Annotated in this window: 17 protein-coding genes; 12 read left to right on the top strand and 5 right to left on the bottom strand. The window is 71.6% G+C overall.

The window, feature by feature from the left end; genetic code table 11:
• The first annotated feature begins 75 nt into the window (after positions 1-75).
• Positions 76-1,269, top strand: a complete 1,194-nt coding sequence (locus B118_RS0112215; RefSeq protein ID WP_018221950.1) for an ABC transporter substrate-binding protein — start codon at positions 76-78, stop codon at positions 1,267-1,269.
• 62 nt (positions 1,270-1,331) lie between these two features.
• On the opposite strand, the gene ddaH is transcribed toward B118_RS0112215, so the two are convergent.
• Complete coding sequence (ddaH, locus tag B118_RS0112210) at positions 1,332-2,117, bottom strand: dimethylargininase (RefSeq protein WP_018221949.1); 786 nt, start codon at positions 2,115-2,117, stop codon at positions 1,332-1,334.
• 106 nt (positions 2,118-2,223) lie between these two features.
• On the opposite strand from ddaH, the gene B118_RS0112205 reads away from it, so the two are divergent.
• Positions 2,224-2,679 carry an Lrp/AsnC family transcriptional regulator gene (locus B118_RS0112205; RefSeq protein ID WP_018221948.1) on the top strand — a complete coding sequence of 152 codons (456 nt, stop codon included), beginning with the start codon at positions 2,224-2,226 and terminating at the stop codon, positions 2,677-2,679.
• A gap of 130 nt (positions 2,680-2,809) precedes the next feature.
• Positions 2,810-4,756, top strand: coding sequence for a beta-propeller domain-containing protein (locus tag B118_RS0112200; RefSeq protein WP_018812316.1), 1,947 nt, complete (start codon positions 2,810-2,812; stop codon positions 4,754-4,756).
• A 79-nt stretch (positions 4,757-4,835) separates the two neighbouring features.
• On the opposite strand, the gene B118_RS0112195 is transcribed toward B118_RS0112200, so the two are convergent.
• From B118_RS0112195 to B118_RS0112185, 3 genes are read right to left on the bottom strand one after another with little or no spacing between them, the layout of a single operon-like run.
• The gene (locus B118_RS0112195; protein WP_026270882.1) at positions 4,836-5,105 is read right to left on the bottom strand and encodes a DUF6457 domain-containing protein; all 270 of its coding nucleotides are present in this window, start codon (positions 5,103-5,105) and stop codon (positions 4,836-4,838) included.
• Positions 5,102-5,884 (bottom strand): molybdenum cofactor guanylyltransferase, encoded by a 783-nt coding sequence (gene mobA / locus B118_RS28240; protein WP_018812318.1) that lies wholly within the window; start codon positions 5,882-5,884, stop codon positions 5,102-5,104. Before mobA ends, B118_RS0112195 begins: the two co-directional genes overlap by 4 nt.
• Complete coding sequence (locus tag B118_RS0112185; protein WP_018812319.1) at positions 5,815-6,885, bottom strand: DUF4192 domain-containing protein; 1,071 nt, start codon at positions 6,883-6,885, stop codon at positions 5,815-5,817. The genes mobA and B118_RS0112185 overlap by 70 nt, the downstream gene beginning before the upstream one ends.
• A gap of 150 nt (positions 6,886-7,035) precedes the next feature.
• Between B118_RS0112185 and B118_RS0112180 the strand changes: the two genes are divergently transcribed.
• From B118_RS0112180 to B118_RS0112150, 7 genes are all read left to right on the top strand, one after another.
• Positions 7,036-7,944, top strand: coding sequence for a fructosamine kinase family protein (locus B118_RS0112180; RefSeq protein WP_018221943.1), 909 nt, complete (start codon positions 7,036-7,038; stop codon positions 7,942-7,944).
• Between the two features lies 1 nt (position 7,945).
• The gene (gene moaA, locus B118_RS0112175; RefSeq protein ID WP_026270884.1) at positions 7,946-8,959 is read left to right on the top strand and encodes a GTP 3',8-cyclase MoaA; all 1,014 of its coding nucleotides are present in this window, start codon (positions 7,946-7,948) and stop codon (positions 8,957-8,959) included.
• Between the two features lies 1 nt (position 8,960).
• Entirely contained in the window at positions 8,961-9,257 is a 297-nt protein-coding gene (locus B118_RS0112170; protein WP_028192831.1) for a MoaD/ThiS family protein, read from the top strand.
• 13 nt (positions 9,258-9,270) lie between these two features.
• Positions 9,271-10,521 carry a metallophosphoesterase gene (locus B118_RS0112165; protein WP_028192830.1) on the top strand — a complete coding sequence of 417 codons (1,251 nt, stop codon included), beginning with the start codon at positions 9,271-9,273 and terminating at the stop codon, positions 10,519-10,521.
• A gap of 61 nt (positions 10,522-10,582) precedes the next feature.
• Entirely contained in the window at positions 10,583-13,777 is a 3,195-nt protein-coding gene (locus B118_RS0112160) for a UvrD-helicase domain-containing protein (RefSeq protein ID WP_028185223.1), read from the top strand.
• An 82-nt stretch (positions 13,778-13,859) separates the two neighbouring features.
• Positions 13,860-14,360 carry an LppU/SCO3897 family protein gene (locus B118_RS0112155; RefSeq protein ID WP_018812325.1) on the top strand — a complete coding sequence of 167 codons (501 nt, stop codon included), beginning with the start codon at positions 13,860-13,862 and terminating at the stop codon, positions 14,358-14,360.
• A gap of 186 nt (positions 14,361-14,546) precedes the next feature.
• Positions 14,547-15,785: an ATP-binding protein gene (locus tag B118_RS0112150; RefSeq protein ID WP_018812326.1), complete on the top strand. Its 1,239-nt coding sequence runs from the start codon at positions 14,547-14,549 to the stop codon at positions 15,783-15,785.
• Between the two features lie 30 nt (positions 15,786-15,815).
• Here the strand turns inward: B118_RS0112150 and B118_RS0112145 are convergent, their stop codons facing one another.
• Positions 15,816-16,352, bottom strand: a complete 537-nt coding sequence (locus tag B118_RS0112145) for a GNAT family N-acetyltransferase (RefSeq protein ID WP_033660614.1) — start codon at positions 16,350-16,352, stop codon at positions 15,816-15,818.
• A 141-nt stretch (positions 16,353-16,493) separates the two neighbouring features.
• On the opposite strand from B118_RS0112145, the gene B118_RS0112140 reads away from it, so the two are divergent.
• Both B118_RS0112140 and B118_RS0112135 read left to right on the top strand, forming a co-directional pair.
• Entirely contained in the window at positions 16,494-17,039 is a 546-nt protein-coding gene (locus B118_RS0112140; RefSeq protein WP_026185568.1) for a DoxX family protein, read from the top strand.
• A gap of 212 nt (positions 17,040-17,251) precedes the next feature.
• Positions 17,252-18,685 (top strand): glycosyltransferase 87 family protein, encoded by a 1,434-nt coding sequence (locus B118_RS0112135; RefSeq protein WP_028192829.1) that lies wholly within the window; start codon positions 17,252-17,254, stop codon positions 18,683-18,685.
• Positions 18,686-18,698 lie beyond the last annotated feature (13 nt).

The raw sequence follows: 18,698 nt of genomic DNA, 5'->3' as shown, positions 1-18,698 counted from the left end.
TTGACGCAGCGTGGCCAAGCGGGTAAAACGCCGGATGGGCCGGATACGCCCGGCAAAGACTCTGGAGAGGGACCGGTGACACAGGTGAACCGCAGGCGTGCCCTACAGCTGTTGGCAGCGCTGGGCACGGTCGGACTCGGGGCAGGATGCGCCGGCCGTGGTACGTCCGACGCTCCGCTGAGCCCCATCAAGATCGGCATGCTCATTCCGCAGACCGGTGACCTCACCGACGTCGGAACCGAAGTGGCCAACGGCTTCCAACTCTTCCTGGATCTCAACGAGGAGCAGCTCGGCGGGCACCCGACCGAGCTGGTCACCGCCGATGAGGGCAACGACGCGAAATCCGGCCAGGCCGCGGTGGAGAAGTTGCTCAAGCAGGGAGTGCTGGCCCTCACCGGCGTGGTCAGCTCGGCCGTCATGCTCGGCATCCGAGACACCGTGGAGCAGGCCCAGGTGCCGCTGGTCGGCTCCAACGCCTCCCCCAGCAGTCTGCAGAGCGTCGTCTACATCTGGCGCACGTCGTACGTGCTGGACGAGGCCGGTCGGGCCCTCGGCCGCCACCTGAAGGATGCGCTCGACCCGTCGGCACGGCTGGCGATCATCATGCCGGACTCGCCAGCCGGCGAGGACGTACTCCGGGGCTTCCAGGAGGAATTCGGGCAGTCCGACCCCCGGATCGCGGCTCCCGTCACCTGGACGGAGGATATCTCCGGCGTCCCGGGCAAGAATGCCTACCAGCGGGATATCGCCACGGCGCTGACCCGCGCTCCGGACGGCGTCTTCTGCTTCTTTGCCGGCGCCGCTGCCGTGGAGTTCCTCAAGCAACTCCGCGCGGAGGGATACACCGGCCCCGTCTACGCCCCGGGCTTCCTGACCGAGGGCAACGTCCTGGCGAGCTTCAAGGACAAGACGGATGTTCTCGGCATCCAGACCACCCTGAACTACTCGCCCGATGTCTACAACGCGGCCAACCGACTCTTCGCCTCCGCGTACCGCAAGAAGCACGGCACCTCGCCGACGGCCTACGCGACGGCGTCGTACGATGCGGCGCACGTCCTCAACCAGGCGATCCGGCGTGCTGGCGAGTCACCCACCCCGGCGGAGGTGAACCTCGCGCTCGGCAAGATCGGCCGTATTGACAGCCCCCGTGGCGTGTGGCAGTTCAACCAGTCGCGCACCCCACAGCAGCGGTGGTACCTCCGGGAGGTCCAGTTCGACGGCCAGCTCCTCTCCAACGTGCTCTTGACCGAGCTGGCCACGCTCGGCTGAGCGGGGGCGGCGCGGATCCGCCCCCGGCCGCCTGCCGGCGCTGCGCCGCCCGGCAGCGAGCGCTAGGGGCGCAGTTCAGCGATGCAACACTTCACGCTGCCGCCGCCCTTGCGTAACTCGGCCAGCGCCACCGGCACCGGCTGGTAGCCGGCGGCTGCCAGCTTGTCGGCGAGGCCGGTCGCCTCGCTGTTCAGGACGACGTTGCGTCCATCGCTGACCAGGTTCAGTCCGAACGCGAGGGCATCGGCGTCATCGGCGACCACGGCCGCGGGAAAGAGCTGCGCCAGCACCTTCTGGCTGGTGGTGGAGAAGGCACCCGGATAGTAGGCGATGTTACTGTCATCGATCGACGTCAGCGCCACGTCCAGGTGGTAGAAGCGAGGGTCGACCAACCGCACCGAGACCACCGGTCGGCCCAGCGCCTCCTGGGCCTCGGCGTGGGCGGCGGGCTCGGTCCGAAAGCCGTAGCCAGCCAGGACGAGGCCACCGTGCGCCGCCGGCAGGTACGCGAAGTCACCCTCGCCCTCGTTGGTGGCGGTCGGGGCGATGAAGTGCCAACCGTGTGACTGGTAGAAGGCGCGGTGGGCCGCGGCCTCGGCGCTGCGCTGGGCATGCTTGAACCGCGCGCCGTAGACGGTGCCATCGACGACGAGGGCGCCGTTGGCCGCGTAGACCATGTCGGGTAGCCCCGGCTCGGGGGTGAGCAGGTGCACGTCGTGGCCGAGCTCGACCAGCGTCTCGCGCAGCCGGTCCCACTGCTTGACCGCCAACTCCACGTCAACCGCGGCGGTGACGTCCATCCACGGGTTGATCGCGTACTCAACCGCGAAGTGTTTCGGCGAGCACATGAGATATGTCCGCCTTCGCGGCACTCGCTGCTGGTTCACGATTACCAAGGTAGGTATCGTCGAACAACGGTAACAGCCACAAATATTGCTTCCAGGAGGCAGAACATTGCAGATCGACGCAGTAGATCAGCGAATCATTGCGTTGCTGGTCGCCGACGCCCGTGCGTCGTACGCCGACATCGGACAGCGAGTTTCCCTCTCCGCCCCGGCCGTGAAACGGCGCGTCGATCGGCTTCGCGCGACCGGAGTCATCCGCGGATTTACCGCTGTCGTTGACCCGGCCGCGGTCGGCTGGACCACCGAGGCCTTCGTCGAGCTGTTCTGCGCCGGTCGAACCACGCCACCGCAGATCGGTGTCGCCGCCCGCCGACACCCCGAGGTCGTCGGGGCCTACACCGTCTCGGGTGAGGCGGACGCCCTCGTCCACCTACGCGCCGCCGACATCGCCCACCTCGAGGTCGCACTGGAACGCCTGCGAGCGGAGTCCTTTGTGACCTCCACCCGCAGCACCATCGTGCTCTCCCGGCTCGTCGAGTCCCCCGGCGTCGGCCCATCCGACTAATCACCGATCGCCGCTGCTCCCAGCCGTCCCGGGACCACCACCCCGCCGCGTCGCTGGCGCGGGCTCCGCCGCGCCGTACGGCAACGAGCCGCACGGGAACCGCGGGTCGGCCGGCGGCGTCAGAGCGAACATGACATCGCGCCGTCCCACCCTTGTCGCGGGTACGCTACTCGCGCTCCTCCTGCTCGCGGGTAGCGTCGCCGCGGCCCGGTCACCGGCGCCGAAGACGCCACCGGCCGGACCCGAGTCACCTCTACAGCTGGTCTCCTTCGACTCCTGCGCCGATGCGCTGGCCGAACTGCGCGCCGCGACGGCAGCCGAGGTCGGCCCGTGGGGCCTCGCCAACGGCGTGCCCCAGCAACGGTCCGTATCGGCATCGGAGTCCGCACTCAGCGACAGCGCCGCGTTGAAGCCGGCCGGGGAACACTCGCTCACCAACGGGTACGAGCCCGGCGTTGACGAGCCGGACCTGGTCAAGACCGACGGGCAGCGGATCGTCACCATCAGCCAGGGCGTGCTCCGGGTCGTCGACGCCACCACCAACCGGTTCACCGGGCGGCTGGACCTCAACGATGGCCCCGACCTGCGCCCCTGGGGCCAGCAAGACCTGCTCCTGTTCGGCGATCACGCGGTGGTCCTCACCAACGCGGCACTGATGGTCTTCCCCGCGGCCAGGCTCGGTCGCGAGGACATTGCCGCGCCGTCACCCGAATCGAGCCCGCCCGCCGCGACCCGGCTCCACCTGGTCGACCTGAGCGGCCCACCCCGGGTGCTCAGCACGTACGAGATCCACGGTCGCACCCTTGACGCCCGCCAGACCGGTAGCACGGTCCGGGTGGTGGTCCAGTCCCACCCCCAACTGACCTTCCCGGAGTTGCCCGCCAGCGCCGACGAGGCGGCCCGAAAGGCGGCCTACCGGGCAACGGTGATCGCCGCGGGTATCGACGCGTGGCTACCGGCCTACGAGTGGACAGCCGGAGCGGAGCGCGGGAGCGGCCGGGTTGGCTGCGACCGACTCAGCCGCCCGCAGACCGGCACCGGCTCCACCGTGTTGACCGTACTCAGCTTCGACCTCAACGCTGATCGGCTCACCGACGGCGACCCGGTCAGCGTGGCCGCCGCCGCGGACACCGTCTACAGCACCGGCGACAGCCTCTACCTGGCGGGCCAGCGATATCTGACGGCTTCGTCCACTCCGGGGCGGTGGCCCGGCCAGATCGGTACCTCGGTCACCGACATCTACCAGTTCGACACCGCCGCCGCCGGCCGTCCCCGGTACGTCGCCGCCGGCACGGTGCCCGGCCGGCTGATCAACCAGTACGCCCTGTCGCAGTGGCAGGGCCACCTACGCGTCGCCACCACCATGGTCCAGCTCGCCACCACGGGCCAGGACGCCATCACGGACCAGAACGCCATCATGAGCCAGGACGAACGCAGCTCGGAGTCCGGCGTTCACGTGCTGCGTCGACAGGGCGGGGTACTGACCCGAACCGGTGCGGTCACCGGCCTGGGCCCCGGGGAGCAAATCTATTCGGTGCGCTACCTCGGTGACACCGCGTACGTGGTGACGTTCCAGCAGACCGACCCGCTCTACGCGCTCGACCTGAGCGACCACGCCGCCCCCCGGGTCACCGGGGAGCTGAAGATCACCGGCTACTCGGCGTACCTACACCCGGTCTCGGACGGCCGGCTGCTCGGTATCGGGCAGGAGGCCGACCTCGACGGACGCACCCAGGGGGTCCAGGTCTCGCTCTTCGATGTCCGGGACCCGGCCCAACCGCTCCGGTTGGACCGCTGGCACCGCCCGTACACCTGGTCCGCCGCCGAGCACGACCCGCATGCCTTCCGGTATGACCCGAGCACCGGGTTACTCGCTGTCCCGGTCAACGCCGGTCTGCGTCTGTTGCGGGTCGCCGGGGACACCCTCACCGACCAGGGCGAGGTGACCCACCCGGCTGGTGGGCACATCACCCGTTCGCTGCTCGTCGATGGCACCCTCTGGACGGTGTCGGACGCGGGCCTGCGGGCCTCCGACCCGACGACCGTTGAGAGTGTGGCCTGGCTTCCCAATAGCTGACGGGCCTGGCTTCCCTGCAGCTGATCAGCCCCGCTCTGGTGGTGGGCCCCGGCCCCTCGGATTTCCGGGCCCACCACCGTCACCGGCTCGGAGTGTCGTCGGAGCCCTCGGAGCCCAGCTCGACGGGCCAGTTGGCGGCCAACTGATTGATCCGGGCCGCGGCGGCGGCCGGTTCCGCGCCCCCGCCCACCGCGACCCCCACCAGGTAGGCGGCGACCGGCGCGCCGGGTCGCAACACCTGATGCGCCACCTCCCGCGTCAGGTCAAGCACCGCTGGCACCGGCACCCGAGCCGGGTCGAGGCCGAGCTCGGCGCAGACCGCCGTCACCCATTCGTCCATCGTTGTCATCGCACCCACTCCTCTGCCCGGCGTAGATCCTCGTCGGTGTCACAGTCGAACCACGGTGGGGGGCCGCCCCCACGCCACGGCACCTCGCGTACGGCCAGCCCATGCAGCAGGGCCCGCAGGGACGCCCCGGCCAGGGGGCGCTGGGTGACCAGCCGGGTGAACGCGGCCCGCAGCGGGGCGACCCGCCACACCCCGCAGAGCGGCTGCCGCCGCCCGGCGTCGTCCACGAAACACACCCCGGCAATCCCACTGGGACCGGCCGCCGGTTGGCCCCCGTCCTGCTCGTCTTCGAGCTGGCCCAGCAACTCCCGAACCGCATCCCCCGTGAGCAGCGGCAGGTCGGCGGCGAGGAGGGCAAGGAGGTCCACATCGGCGGGTAGCCGGGCCAGCCCGGCCGCGGCAGCGGCGACCGGCCCCCCGCCCGGCGGCGACTCTCGGGTGATCACCACGTCGGCCGGCACGCCGGCCGCGGGGCCCACCAGGATTCGCGGTGCGGCGTCGGCGACCGCGGCCAGCACCCGGTCCCGCATCGGACGCCCACCGACCGGCTGGGCTGGCTTGTCCACACCGTCCATCCGTCGGGCCGCACCCCCGGCCAGCACCACCGCCGCGTACCTGCGCACCCGGCTACGGTACCGGCCGAGCCCGGTTGGCCCCGCGCCCACCTGCACGAAGAGCGGCCCGCCGCGGGCCGAGACCTGCCGGTTGGTCAACGGGTACCCCGCCGGCCCCGCCGGGGGCGGGGACGAACCACGCCGGTCAGCGCGATGGCTGGCCACCCGGCCAGCTGGGTCGGGGGCACCCCATGCCGAAGCAGGTCGTCCACCAGCAGCGCGAACGAATAGTCGGGATGTGGGGCGAGCACCCGTTCCAACGCCACCGCCGCCAGCGCCCCCTCCCCGGCCCGCCAGGCCGCGAAGGCCAGCAGCGAACCGGGGGCGGCGATCAGCTCCGGCTCGGCGCGGCGGAGCAGGTCGGCCCAGAGCGCGATGTCGGTCTCCCGCCCGTCGGTTCGCTCCCAGGCCAGGTCTCGCACCGTCTGGTCGGTCAGCAGCCAACTGAGCCAGGCCACCTCGTCGTCGTCGAGTCGTTCGCCCCGTCGGTGCCGACGCTGAGCGGCCCGGATCGCGATGCGCCCCGCCGCCCGCACCGACCGTCCACCCGACCGGTCGACCGACCGCCCGCCGGACCGGTCGGCCCCGGCTGCCCGGGCCACCAGGTCGGCGAAGCGCCGCTCCGCCCGCTGCGCGGCCCGCCGCAGCCGAGCTCGCTCGTCGTCCTCGACCGGCGCCACCTGGGCGACGAGCGCCGCCCGGTCGGGCAGAGCGACCTGACCGGCGAGGACCGCGGCGGCGGCCACCTGACTCGTGCTCGAGTCGTACGCAGTGCCGTCGGGCGGACAGCACTCCGGCTCCGGGCACAGGTACGACCAGTAGCGGCCATCGGTGACTCGGAGCGCGTCGAGCACCGCGATCCCGACCTCGGCCAGGGCCTGCCGGATGGCGTCAACCGCGGGGGTGACCTTGGACGCGGGCCCGTAGCCGAGCACCGTCGCGCGGTCGGTGGGCTGCTGTGCGACCACTGCCGCCAGATGTCGGGCCGCAGCGGCGGAGTCGGCCAAGCCCGCAAGGTCCGCCCGAGCGGCGAAGGTGACCCGTGGACCACGCATCCCCACCACGACCACGCTGTCCGCCGGATGAAACCCGAGCAGGTAGGGCACGGCGGCGATCAGGTCCGCGCCGGAGCGAACGGAGAACCGGGGGAGGTCAGTCGAGGCCATTCCGGCAGCCTGTACGCCGCCCCCGACCGCCGTCCGCCCCTGTGGACGACACGCGGTCTATCCACAGCTACGTTCGGTAATTACGCTGGTAACGGCGACTTCTCGGCCGCCGCCGCCCTCAGCCCGCCCCTACCCACTACCGTCCGACCCATGGATCTGGCGTACCTGCGGGCCCACCCGGAGCACCTGCCGACCTTCCGGACCCACCAGCGGATCCGGGAGACGCCGGTCGCCGGCGGCAGTAGCTGCACCGCCACCCGGCTCACCCTCGACGACGGGCATTCGATCTTCGCGAAGACCTGGCCCGAGACGGCCACCGGAGACCAGCCGGGGCGCTTCTTCGCCAGCGAGGCGGCCGGGCTGCGCTGGCTACGGGAGGCGGACGCGGTCGCCGTACCGGAGGTGATCGTGGCACTGCCCGACCTGCTGGCGCTGGCGTGGGTCGAGCCCGGCGAGCCCGACCCGGGGGCGGCCGAGCGGTTCGGCCGGGAACTGGCGGCCCTGCACCGGGCCGGTGCCCCGGCCTTCGGCGCCGACTGGCCGGGCTTCATCGGCACACTACCGGCGGACAACACCCGGGACGACGGCCCGTGGTCGCGGTGGTTCGTCGAGCGCCGGCTCCTGCCATACCTGCGGATGTCGGTCGACAACGGCGCGCTCGGCCCGGCGGAGCGGAAGCTGGTCGAGCAGGTCGCCGCCCGGGCCGCCACCCTCGGCGGCGACGAACCGCCGGCCCGGCTGCACGGCGACCTCTGGCCGGGCAACCTGCTCTGGGGCCGCGACGACCGGGCCTGGCTGGTGGATCCGGCAGCACACGGTGGCCACCGGGAGACCGACCTCGCGCAGCTCGCGCTCTTCGGTGGCGCACCGCACCTGGAGCGGATCCGCGCCGCCTACGACGAGGCGTGGCCGCTGGCCGATGGCTGGCCGGAGCGGATCCCACTACACCAGCTGCACCTGCTGCTGGTGCACACCGCGCTCTTCGGTGCGACCTACCGCGAAGCGGTTGCCCACACCGCCCGAAGCGCCCTGCTCGGCTCGGGCGCGCTACCGTCGTGAGGTGAGCGCCGCCCGACCGACCGCTGGGATCCTCGTGGACCGGCATGGCCGCGTCGCCCGAAGCCTGCGCGTCTCCCTGACCGACAAGTGCAACCTGCGTTGCACCTACTGCATGCCGGCCGAGGGGCTGCCCTGGCTCGCCGGGCCGCAGCTCCTCGACGACGACGAGGTGGTCCGGCTGATCCGGATCGCGGTGCAGCGGCTCGGGGTGACCGAGGTGCGGTTCACCGGTGGTGAGCCGCTGATCCGGCCCGGCCTGGTCGGCATCGTCGCGGCGGTCGCGGCGCTGGCCCCCCGGCCGCGCATCTCGCTGACCACCAACGGCATCGGGCTGGACCGGCTGGCACCGGCCCTGCGCACCGCCGGCCTGGACCGGGTGAACGTCTCGCTGGACACCCTCGACCGGGAGCGGTTTGTCCGGCTGACCCGACGGGACCGACTGGATGCCGTGTTGGCCGGGTTGACCGGCGCGGCCAAGGCCGGACTGACCCCAGTCAAGATCAATACTGTCCTGATTCGCGGCATCAACCAGGACGAGGCGCCCGCGCTGCTGCGCTTCGCCCTCGACAACCACTACGAACTGCGCTTCATCGAGCAGATGCCGCTGGATGCCCAGCACGGCTGGGACCGGTCGACCATGGTGACCGCCGACGAGATCCTCGCCCTGCTCCGGGCCGAGCACACCCTGGTGCCGGACCCAGCCCACCGGGGCGCGGCACCGGCCGAGACCTGGCTGGTCAACGGTGGCCCGGCGCGCGTCGGCGTGATCGCCAGCGTCACCCGCCCCTTCTGCGGAGAGTGCGACCGTACCCGGCTCACCACCGACGGTCAGGTCCGTGACTGCCTCTTCGCCACCACCGAGTCCGACCTGCGCGGAGCGCTCCGGGCCGGGGCCGACGACGACGAGCTCGCCCGCCGCTGGCAGGCCGCGATGTGGGGCAAACGGGCTGGCCACGGCATCGACGACCCGGGGTTCCTGCAACCCGACCGCTCGATGTCCGCGATAGGAGGCTGACATGTCCGACCTGCGGGGACCAGCGAACGACGCCGGACCCGACCGGAGGACCGCGACCCTCACGATCCGCTACTTCGCCGGGGCCCGGGCCGCGGCCGGATGCGCCGAGGAGCACCTGCCCGCCGGCCGGTCGCTGGACGCGGTCCTGACCGACATCGCCGACCGACACGGCGAACGGCTCGGCGCGGTACTGGGCGTCGCCAGTTTCCTGGTTGACGGGGTGAACTGGCACGATCGGCGGGCACCGCTGCCCGCGGGCGCCACGATCGACGTTCTGCCCCCCTTCGCGGGTGGCTGAGGGAGGCACAGCCTTGTTCGCGGTACTGGGGTTCGTCGCCGCTCTGGCCCTCTTCACCGGCTTGGTCCACCTCTACCTCTGGAAGCGGCTGGTACGCGACACCACCCGGCCGGGGCTGCCGCGACGCATCGGCAGTGTCACCATGCTGGTGCTCGCGGCGCTCGCCCCGGCCACGCTGGTCGGCACCCGAGCCGGGATGCACTGGCTCGCCTGGCCGGGCTACCTCTGGCTCGCGATCCTGTTCTACCTGCTGGTCCTGCTGGTGGCCCTGGAGCTACCGATGGCGGTCGCCCGGCTGGTGCTGCGCCGCCGGAGGGCCGCCGCCACGCCCACCGCCCCGGCACCAGAACCCGCCCTGGTGGTGGCCGGCGGGTCGGCCGAGCCGCCGGCCACCACCCCGCCTGCCGACGGGCAGCCGGACCACGATCCGTCCCGCCGGTTACTCCTCGCGCGCGGGGCGGCGATCTTCGCCGGGCTCACCGCCACCGGCCTGACCGGCTACGGCGTGCGCACCGCCCTCGGCCCACCCCAGCTGGACCGGGTACAGGTCCCCCTGGCCCGGTTGCCCCGGAGCATGGACGGCCTCCGCATCGCCACCGTCTCCGACATCCACATCGGCCCGCTGCTCGGGCGGGCCCACACCGAACGGATCGTGGCCACCATCAACCGGCTGGACGCCGACCTCGTCGCGGTCGTCGGCGATCTGGTGGACGGCTCCGTCGCCGAGCTGGGCGAGGCGGCGGCGCCACTACGCGACCTGCGATCCCGACACGGCAGCTTCTTCGTCACCGGCAACCACGAGTACTACTCCGGCGTGGAGGAGTGGGTGCAGGAGGTGGACCGTCTGGGCCTGCGGGTCCTGCAGAACCACCGGGTGGAGATCCAGGCCCGGGGCGGGGCACTCGACCTGGCCGGGGTCAACGACGCCGATGCCGCCGGCACCGGGGTGGCCGGCCCGCCGGACTACGCCGCCGCCCTCGGCGATCGGGACCCGAGCCGGCCGGTGGTACTCCTCGCCCATCAGCCGGTCGCGGCCTTCGAGGCCGCCAAACACGGTGTTGACCTGCAGCTCTCCGGGCACACCCACGGTGGGCAGATGGCGCCCTTCAACTATCTGGTGCAGCTCGAGCAGCCGGTGGTCTCCGGCCTCGGCAAGGTCAACGGCACCCAGGTGTACGTGACCAACGGCGCCGGCTTCTGGGGACCTCCGGTCCGGGTCGGCGCCGAGCCACAGGTCACCCTCGTCGAGCTGCGTTCGGCATAGTGCAGCTCACGTGAGCGCGTGGCGGCGAGCGTAGGACGTGGGCTTTGTGGCAGGATGCCTCGTGCCTCCGATCAACGCCGCACCCCCCGGTGGCCTCCCGTCCTTCGTCGCGGACCTGCACATCCACTCGAAGTACTCGCGGGCGTGCAGCCGTGATCTCACCCTGCCGAACCTCGCCTGGTGGGCTCGGCGCAAGGGCGTCGCCGTCCTCGGCACCGGCGACTTCACCCACCCCGCCTGGTATGACCACCTGCGGGAGACCCTGCAGCCGGCGGAGCCGGGCCTGTACCGACTCGCTCCGGAGGCCGAACGGGAGATCGCTCGCCAGCTACCGCCGCGCCTCGCCGACGAGGCGGAGCACACCCCGGTACGGTTCATGCTCAGCGTCGAGATCTCCACGATCTACAAACGCGGCGACCGGACGCGCAAGGTGCACCACCTGGTCTACCTACCGGACCTGGCGGCGGTGGCCCGGTTCAACACGGCGCTCGGGCGGATCGGCAACCTCGGCTCGGACGGACGGCCGATCCTCGGCCTGGACTCCCGCGACCTGCTGGAGATCACCCTCGCGGCGAGCCCGGACGGCTACCTCGTACCGGCGCACATCTGGACGCCGTGGTTCTCCGCCCTCGGCTCCAAGTCCGGCTTCGACGCGATCGCCGACTGCTACGCCGACCTGGCCGAGCACATCTTCGCGGTGGAGACCGGCCTCTCCTCCGATCCGGAGATGAACTGGCGGGTCGGCAGCCTCGACCGCTACCAGCTGGTGTCGAACTCCGACGCCCACTCGCCGCCCGCGCTGGCCCGAGAGGCGACGGTCTTCAGCTCCGCCCGCGACTACTTCGCCATCCGGGAGGCGCTGCGGACCGGCGACGGCCTGGCCGGGACGATCGAGTTCTTCCCGGAAGAGGGGAAGTACCACGCGGACGGCCACCGACTCTGCGGGGTCAACTGGGCGCCGGAGCAGACCCGGGCGGCGGGCGGCCGCTGCCCGGAGTGCGGCAAGCCGCTGACCGTCGGGGTCCTCAACCGGGTGGAGGAGTTGGCCGACCGACCCGTGGGGCACCGGCCGGCGCACGCCCGGGACGTCACCCACCTGGTGCCACTGGCCGAACTCCTCGGTGAGATCAACACGGTGGGGGCGCGTTCCAAGAAGGTCGCGGGCAAGCTCAACGACCTGATCGCCGCGCTCGGCCCGGAGCTGGAGATCCTCACTCGGACGCCGCTCGCGGAGATCGACCGGGTCGGCGGCGAACTCCTCGCCGAGGGCATCCGCCGGCTTCGTCGGGGGGAGGTCCGCCGGGTCTCGGGCTTCGATGGCGAGTACGGCGTGATCACCCTCTTCGACCCGACCGAAATCCGCCCCGGCGGGGGCTCGGCAGCGCAGGAGACCCTCTTCGACGTACCCGCCGTGCCGGCGCCGCGCCGTCCCGCGGAACCGACCCCGACCCCGAAGCCGAAGGCCCGCCGCCCGGCGACGAAGCCGGAGCCGAGGCGGGTCAGCCCACCCTCGCCGCCGATCGCACCACCCCCCTCGCCGCACGAGCCCTTCGAGCCGATGCTGTCCGGGATGGAGGAGGTCGGCACCGGCCTGCTCGACCGGTTGGACGCGATGCAGCGAGTGGCCGCGGCCGCGCCCGGCGGGCCGCTGCTGATCGTGGCCGGTCCGGGCACCGGCAAGACCCGTACGCTGACGCACCGGATCGCGTACCTCTGCGCGGAGCTGAACGTCTTCCCGGAGCGCTGCCTGGCGATCACCTTCACCCGACGCGCCGCCGAGGAGCTGCGGCACCGACTCGACGGGCTACTCGGGCCGGTCGCCGAGGACGTCACCGTCGGCACGTTCCACTCCGTCGGCCTACAGCTCCTGCGGGAGAACCATGCGGCCGCTGGCCTGCCGGCGAACTTCCGGATCGCCGACGACGCGGACCGTGCCGCCGCCCGGGCCGAGGCCGGCGACGACGACGGCACCTATCTGGCGCTGCTCCGCAAGCAGGACCTGGTCGACCTGGACGAGCTGCTCACCCTGCCGCTGACCCTGCTGCGAGCCGATCGGCGGTTGGCCGACTCCTATCGCGAACGATGGCAGTGGATCTTCGTTGACGAGTACCAGGACGTTGACGAGGTGCAGTACGAGCTCCTCCGGTTGCTCAGCCCCGCCGACGGGAACCTCTGCGCGATCGGCGACCCGGACCAGGCGATCTACTCCTTCCGGGGCGCCGATGTCCGCTACTTCCTGCGCTTCTCGCAGGACTTCACCGATGCCCGGCTGGTCCGGCTGAACCGCAACTACCGTTCGTCGGCACCGATCCTGGCCGCCGCGGTGCAGGCGATCGCCCCGACGTCGTTGGTCCGGGGCCGCCGGCTGGACCCGGCCCGACTCGACCCGGAGGCCCCGCTGCTCGGGCGGTACGCGGCCATCTCCGTCGCCGACGAGGCCACCTTCGTCGCCCGTACGGTGGACGAGTTGGTCGGTGGGCTGTCGCACCGCTCGCTGGATTCGGGGCGGATCGACGGCGCCGCGAGCACGCTCTCGTTCTCCGACATCGCGGTGCTCTACCGCACCGACGCGCAGGCCGCACCGATCGTGGACGCGCTGTCCCGGGCGAACATCCCGGTACAGAAGCGCTCTCATGACCGGCTCCGTGACCGCCCCGGCGTCGCCGAGATCGCCCGGGAGTTGCGGCACACCGGCGGCGTCGACGGTGGCCTGCCGGCTCGGGTTCGGCTCGCCGGCCAGGTGGTCGCGCAACGGTTCGCCACCCCCACCCTCGACGGTTCGGGCACCGCCGGGCCGACCGACGTACGGGTGGCGGTCGACCTGCTCACCCCGCTGGCCCGGCGCTGCGGCGATGACCTGGACCTGTTCCTGTCCCAGCTGGCGACGGGGGCGGAGGTGGACGCGCTCGATCCACGCGCGCAGGCGGTCACCCTGCTCACTCTGCATGCCGCCAAGGGGCTGGAGTTCCCGGTGGTCTTCCTGGTCGGCGCCGAGGACGGGCTGTTGCCGCTGCGCTGGCCCGGTAGCGAGCCGGACGACGACGCGGTCGCCGAAGAGCGACGGCTCTTCTTCGTGGGGGTGACCCGGGCGCAGGATCGGCTCTACCTCAGCCACGCCGCCCGGCGATTTCGGCACGGCGCCGAGTACGACTGTCGACCCTCGCCATTCTTGTCCGCAATAGATCCGGGGCTCTTCGAACGCCTCGGGGAACCGGAGTCCCGCCGCCCCAAGGATCGTCAGCTCCGCCTGGTCTGAATCGCGGCCGCCACACACTACGGTGGCGAAGGCGGCGATACCCCGAGTGTCCAGCCGCTCACACTCCCGCTGGAGGACGCGCATGCCGGACTACGAACCACCGGCCGGCCACGGTGCCGAGCCGATTCCCCCTCGGCGCCGCGGACCGCTGGTCGCGGTACTCGGCATCGTCGTGTTCCTGACCCTCGGGGTCGGGGCGGGTGGCCTCTGGTTCCGCGCCGGGGGCGACGAGACGCCGGCGGCGTCCGACCCGACCCCCAACGTCACGGCCTCGGTCTCCTCCGCCGGGCCAGCCACGTCGGCGGGGCCCGGTCTCGCGGCCCCAGACCCTTCGGCCAACCCCCGCTTCGTCGAGGTCGGCCAGTGCGTCCGCAACAACGGGCCAGCCGGCGGTAAACCCGAGCTGCTGATCACCGAGTGCGGCCCACAGACGTACGAGGTGCTGCTCCGTGTTGACGGCCCGACCACGGGCAAGAAGGACGCCGCGGCGAAATGCGCCTCCGTCGGCGGCTACACCAACTGGTTCTTCTTCGACAGTGACCTGGACACTCTCGACTTCGTGCTCTGCCTGAAACAGCGCTGAGCACCGCCGCTCGGGGGCGACCACCAACGAGGCACCGGACCACGCGCTTATCTCCACACCTAGGGCTGTCTAGCGTGGAGGCTATACAGCACTAGAATTGACTCGACACCGGACTTCCCGACACGCCGGTAGCTCCATCTACCGAGGTCTAGCCCCACTGCTAGACAGCCCGATACTCTCCGATGCGTGGATCCGATCCGCAATCCCTACGCTCCGGGCGCCGGGCAACGCCCGCCCGAGCTGGCCGGGCGCGGGCGGGAGCTGGACGTCTTCGACATCGTGCTGGAGCGGATCGCGCGCGGCCGACCAGAGCGCAGCCTGATGCTCACCGGGCTACGCGGCGTGGGCAAGACGGTGCTGCTCAACACGCTCCGGTCGCAGGCCATCAACCGACTCTGGGGCAGCGGCAAGATCGAAATCCGGCCAGATCAGTCGCTGCGCCGACCGATCTCGGCCGCCCTCCACATGGCCGTGCGCGAGCTGGCCCCCCGGCACCGCGCTCCAGACCGGATCGACGCCTTCCTCGGTGTCCTGAAGGCCTTCGCACAACGATCCGCCCCGAGCGGGCGGGGCGGGACCTCCCCCCGGCTACGGGACCGGTGGCAACCCGGCATCGATGTCCCCGCCGCGAGCGGGCGGGCCGACTCCGGCGACATCGAGATCGACCTGGTGGAGCTGCTGACCGACGCCGCCGCGGTGGCCGCCGACGTCGGTACCGGCGTCGCCGTCTTCATCGACGAGATGCAGGACCTCGCCCCGGAGGAGGTCTCCGCGCTCTGTGCCGCCTGCCACGAGCTGTCCCAACTCGGCGCGCCACTGATCGTGGTCGGTGCCGGGCTGCCGCACCTTCCGGCTGTGCTCAGCGCGGCGAAATCGTACTCCGAACGGCTCTTCCGCTACCAGCGCATCGATCGACTCGACCGGGTCGCCGCCGACCAGGCGCTCTGCGCGCCTGCTGCGCGCGAGGAGATCGAGTACGAGCAGAAGGCGCTCGACCTGCTCTACGAGAAGTCCGGCGGCTATCCCTACTTCGTCCAGGCGTACGGAAAGACGACCTGGGACCACGCTCCCCGCTCACCGATCACCGCCGCCGACGTCCGGGTGGCGGCGCCGGACGCCGAGGCCGAACTGGCGGTGGGCTTCTTCGGCTCCCGGTTCGAGCGAGCCACTCCGGCCGAACGCGAGTACATGCGGGCGATGGCGACCCTCTCCCTGGTTGACGGTACGGACGTGGGCACCCCGGATGACATGGACGCGGCCGTGCCGACCGCCGAGATCGCCCGCGCGCTGGGGCGCAAGCCCGCAAGCCTCTCCCCGGCTCGGGACGCACTGATCAAAAAGGGTCTCATCTACTCCGGTGAACGCGGTACGGTGGCGTTCACGGTGCCCCACTTCGGCCGTTACCTCCGCACCCAGCCGGCATAGCTGGGTCGAGCCAGCCGACGGCTCGGTGACTCACACCTTCGACCACGGCGGCGGAAAGATCACCTCGCCGGGAGCGGGCGGCCCGGTGCCACCGCCGACCGAGGGCAACACCCGGGCCTGCCAGGGCTCACCGAGCCCGGACCAGGGGCTGGTGAGGCCGAGCCGGTCGGCCCGACCGAACCCGAACCGCCGGTAGAAGGCCGGATCACCCAACACCACCACGAGGCGCTCACCCAGCTCGGCGGCGGCGTCCAGGGCTGCCTGCACCACCGCGCTGCCCAGCCCGATGCGCTGCCGGTGCGGGGCGACCGCCACCGGCCCGAGGGCGAGCGCGGGCACGTCGTCGCGGTCGGAGCGAACCCGCACCCGGGTGAGCAGCGCGTAGCCGACGACCTCACCCCCGTACTCGGCCACCATGGCCAGCGCCGGCAGCCACTCCGCGCTGCCGCGCAGCTCGTCGACGAGGCCGACCTCCGGCGGGGTGGTGACATCGGGACGGGCGAACGCGCCAGCGAGGACCCGCCGAACCGCACCGGTATCTGCCGGATCCTCGGGCCGTAGTCGCATGGTGGTCACGCCGGGGACGTTACCCCTCCGGCGCCGGCCCGTCCGGGACAGTACCGCGATTCGGCGTGGCAGGCCGGGTCGACCGATCCAGATCGGTCGGTTGCCGGGGTGGCGGCGGATCCGACAGGGTATGACTGACCCATGACACCCGTGCGCTCCCTCGCCCGAGTAATGCTCAGTGGCATCCTCGTGGTCGAGGGGGCCCGCAGCCTCGCCGCCCCGGCTCGGCTGGCCCCGGCCGCCACGCCGATGGCAGACCGGGTCGCGCCCCTGCTGCGACGAGCCGTTCCCGGCGTCCCCACCGATACCGAGACCCTGATCCGCGCCAATGGAGCCGTACAGTTCGGGGCCGGCCTACTGCTCGCCACCGGACGACTCACCCGACCGGCGGCCTTGGTTCTGGCCGGCACTCTGGTGCCGGGTACTATCGCCGGACATCCCTTCTGGACTGACGTGGATCCGGGACAGCGGGTCAACAACCAACTCCATTTCCTGAAAAACCTTGGCCTATTCGGTGGGCTCCTGCTGGCCGCCGCGGACACCGCCGGGAAGCCGGGGCTGCGCTGGCGGGCCGGTCAGCGGCTCGGCCACTCCCAGCGTTGGGCGACGCGAGCTGTTCGTACCGCCCGCCGACAGGCTCGGACCGCCGTACGATCGGCAGCGACGGCTCGACGCTTCCCTGGCTGACCAGCGTCGATCCTCCTCCCGTCGCACTCCGTCGGACCAAACAGTGAATCCGACGTACCGACCGCCCGGTGTTAACCCGGTAGAAATGTCAAAAACCAGTGTGGGATCGGACACGGTCATATAACGCGGGAGGCAAACACGTGAGGGACCGTTCTAGGCTCCGTACCGGACCAGGACGGCGAGGACGATATTGGTACGGGGGTGGGCACTCAATGCCGACGACTCTCCGTCGGCGGGGACGCCGCCTCACCCCGGTTCGCCGTGTCCTGCAGGGGCTCGATCGTAGGACCGTCATCCGGATCGGAGTCGTGGCCGTCGTCGCGTACGCCGCCTGGCTCGCGGTCGGCGCGTTCGGGCGGCCGTACAACTTCTTCGACATGAAGATCTACCACGGTGCGGCGGTGTGGTGGGCGAACGGCCACGAGCTGTACGAGTTCATCGCGCCCGACACGACCCTCGGGTTCACCTACCCGCCCTTCGCCGGGCTCGCCATGCTCCCAATGGCGCATCTACCGGTCGGGCTGGCCGGGCTGGTAAACGCGGTGGCGAGTGTCGCCGCGCTGGCCGTGGTTCTCACCGCGCTGCTCCGCCCGATCGCCGACCGGCTCAACTATCCCCTGTGGTACGCGGTGGCGCTCGCGACGGTGCTCGCCACCGCCCTTGAGCCGTCCCGGGAGACCCTCGGCTACGGGCAGGTCAATCTGCTGCTGTTCGCACTGGTCATGGCCGACCTGGTCGGTCTGCGCTGGCGATCCCGTCGAGGCGCCCACGGCGCCCCCACCGACGGGCCGCTGCTGCGCTTCGTCTACAGCGGCGCCTGGGCGGGCGTCGGGATCGGCCTCGCCACCGCGGTGAAGCTGACCCCCGCTCTCTTCATCGCCTACCTCATGATCACCCGCCAGTGGCGGGTGGCTACCACCGCCGTCGGCACGGTACTGACCGTGACGATCGGGTCGTTCGCCGTTGTCGGCCCCGAGTCCCGGGCCTACTTCGGTGGGGTGCTCTGGCAGACCGAGCGGGTCGGTGCCGCCGACATGACCCCCAACCAGTCGCTCGCCGGCCTGCTCGCCCGCCTCCACGACTCGATCGAGACCCCGGGGCTGCTCTGGTTCACGTTCGCGATCCTGCTGCTCGCGCTCGGTCTGTCCCGGGCCGCCAACGCCCGGGCAGACGGCGACGAGCTGACGGCATTCACCCTGGTCGGGCTCACCACCAGTGTGATCAGCCCGATCTCCTGGACGCACCACCTGGTCTGGGTGATCCCCGCGATCATCGTGCTCGCCGACGCCGCCGTCCGCCGCCGGGACGCCAGCCGGGCGCTCGCCGCCCGGGCCGGCTCGGAGGCACTACCCGGAGTGAACGGTCTACGCCCCCCGATCTGGTACCCGACGCTGACCGGGCTCCGGCATGGAGCCGCTGCCGTGGTCCTCTATCTCCTCTTCCTCGTCTCACCGATCTGGCCGTACGAGCACCAGCTGCCCGAGGTGTCGCACTATCAGGACGGTCTCTTCGGTGCCCTGATGGAGAATTCGCTGGCCCTGGCGCTGATCGTGCTGGTCGCCGCGCTGCCCTGGCGCCCCGGGGCCGAGCCGGCCTTCTACGGCGAGCGTCCAAGCCGGCCGGTCCCGCTGGCCAGCCGCCGCTGACCGTTGACCACGG

It is taken from the genome of Salinispora pacifica CNR114, assembly GCF_000514775.1.
In the GTDB taxonomy this organism is placed as follows: Bacteria; Actinomycetota; Actinomycetes; order Mycobacteriales; family Micromonosporaceae; genus Micromonospora; species Micromonospora pacifica.
This window is presented reverse-complemented; position numbering and strand designations above follow the sequence as displayed.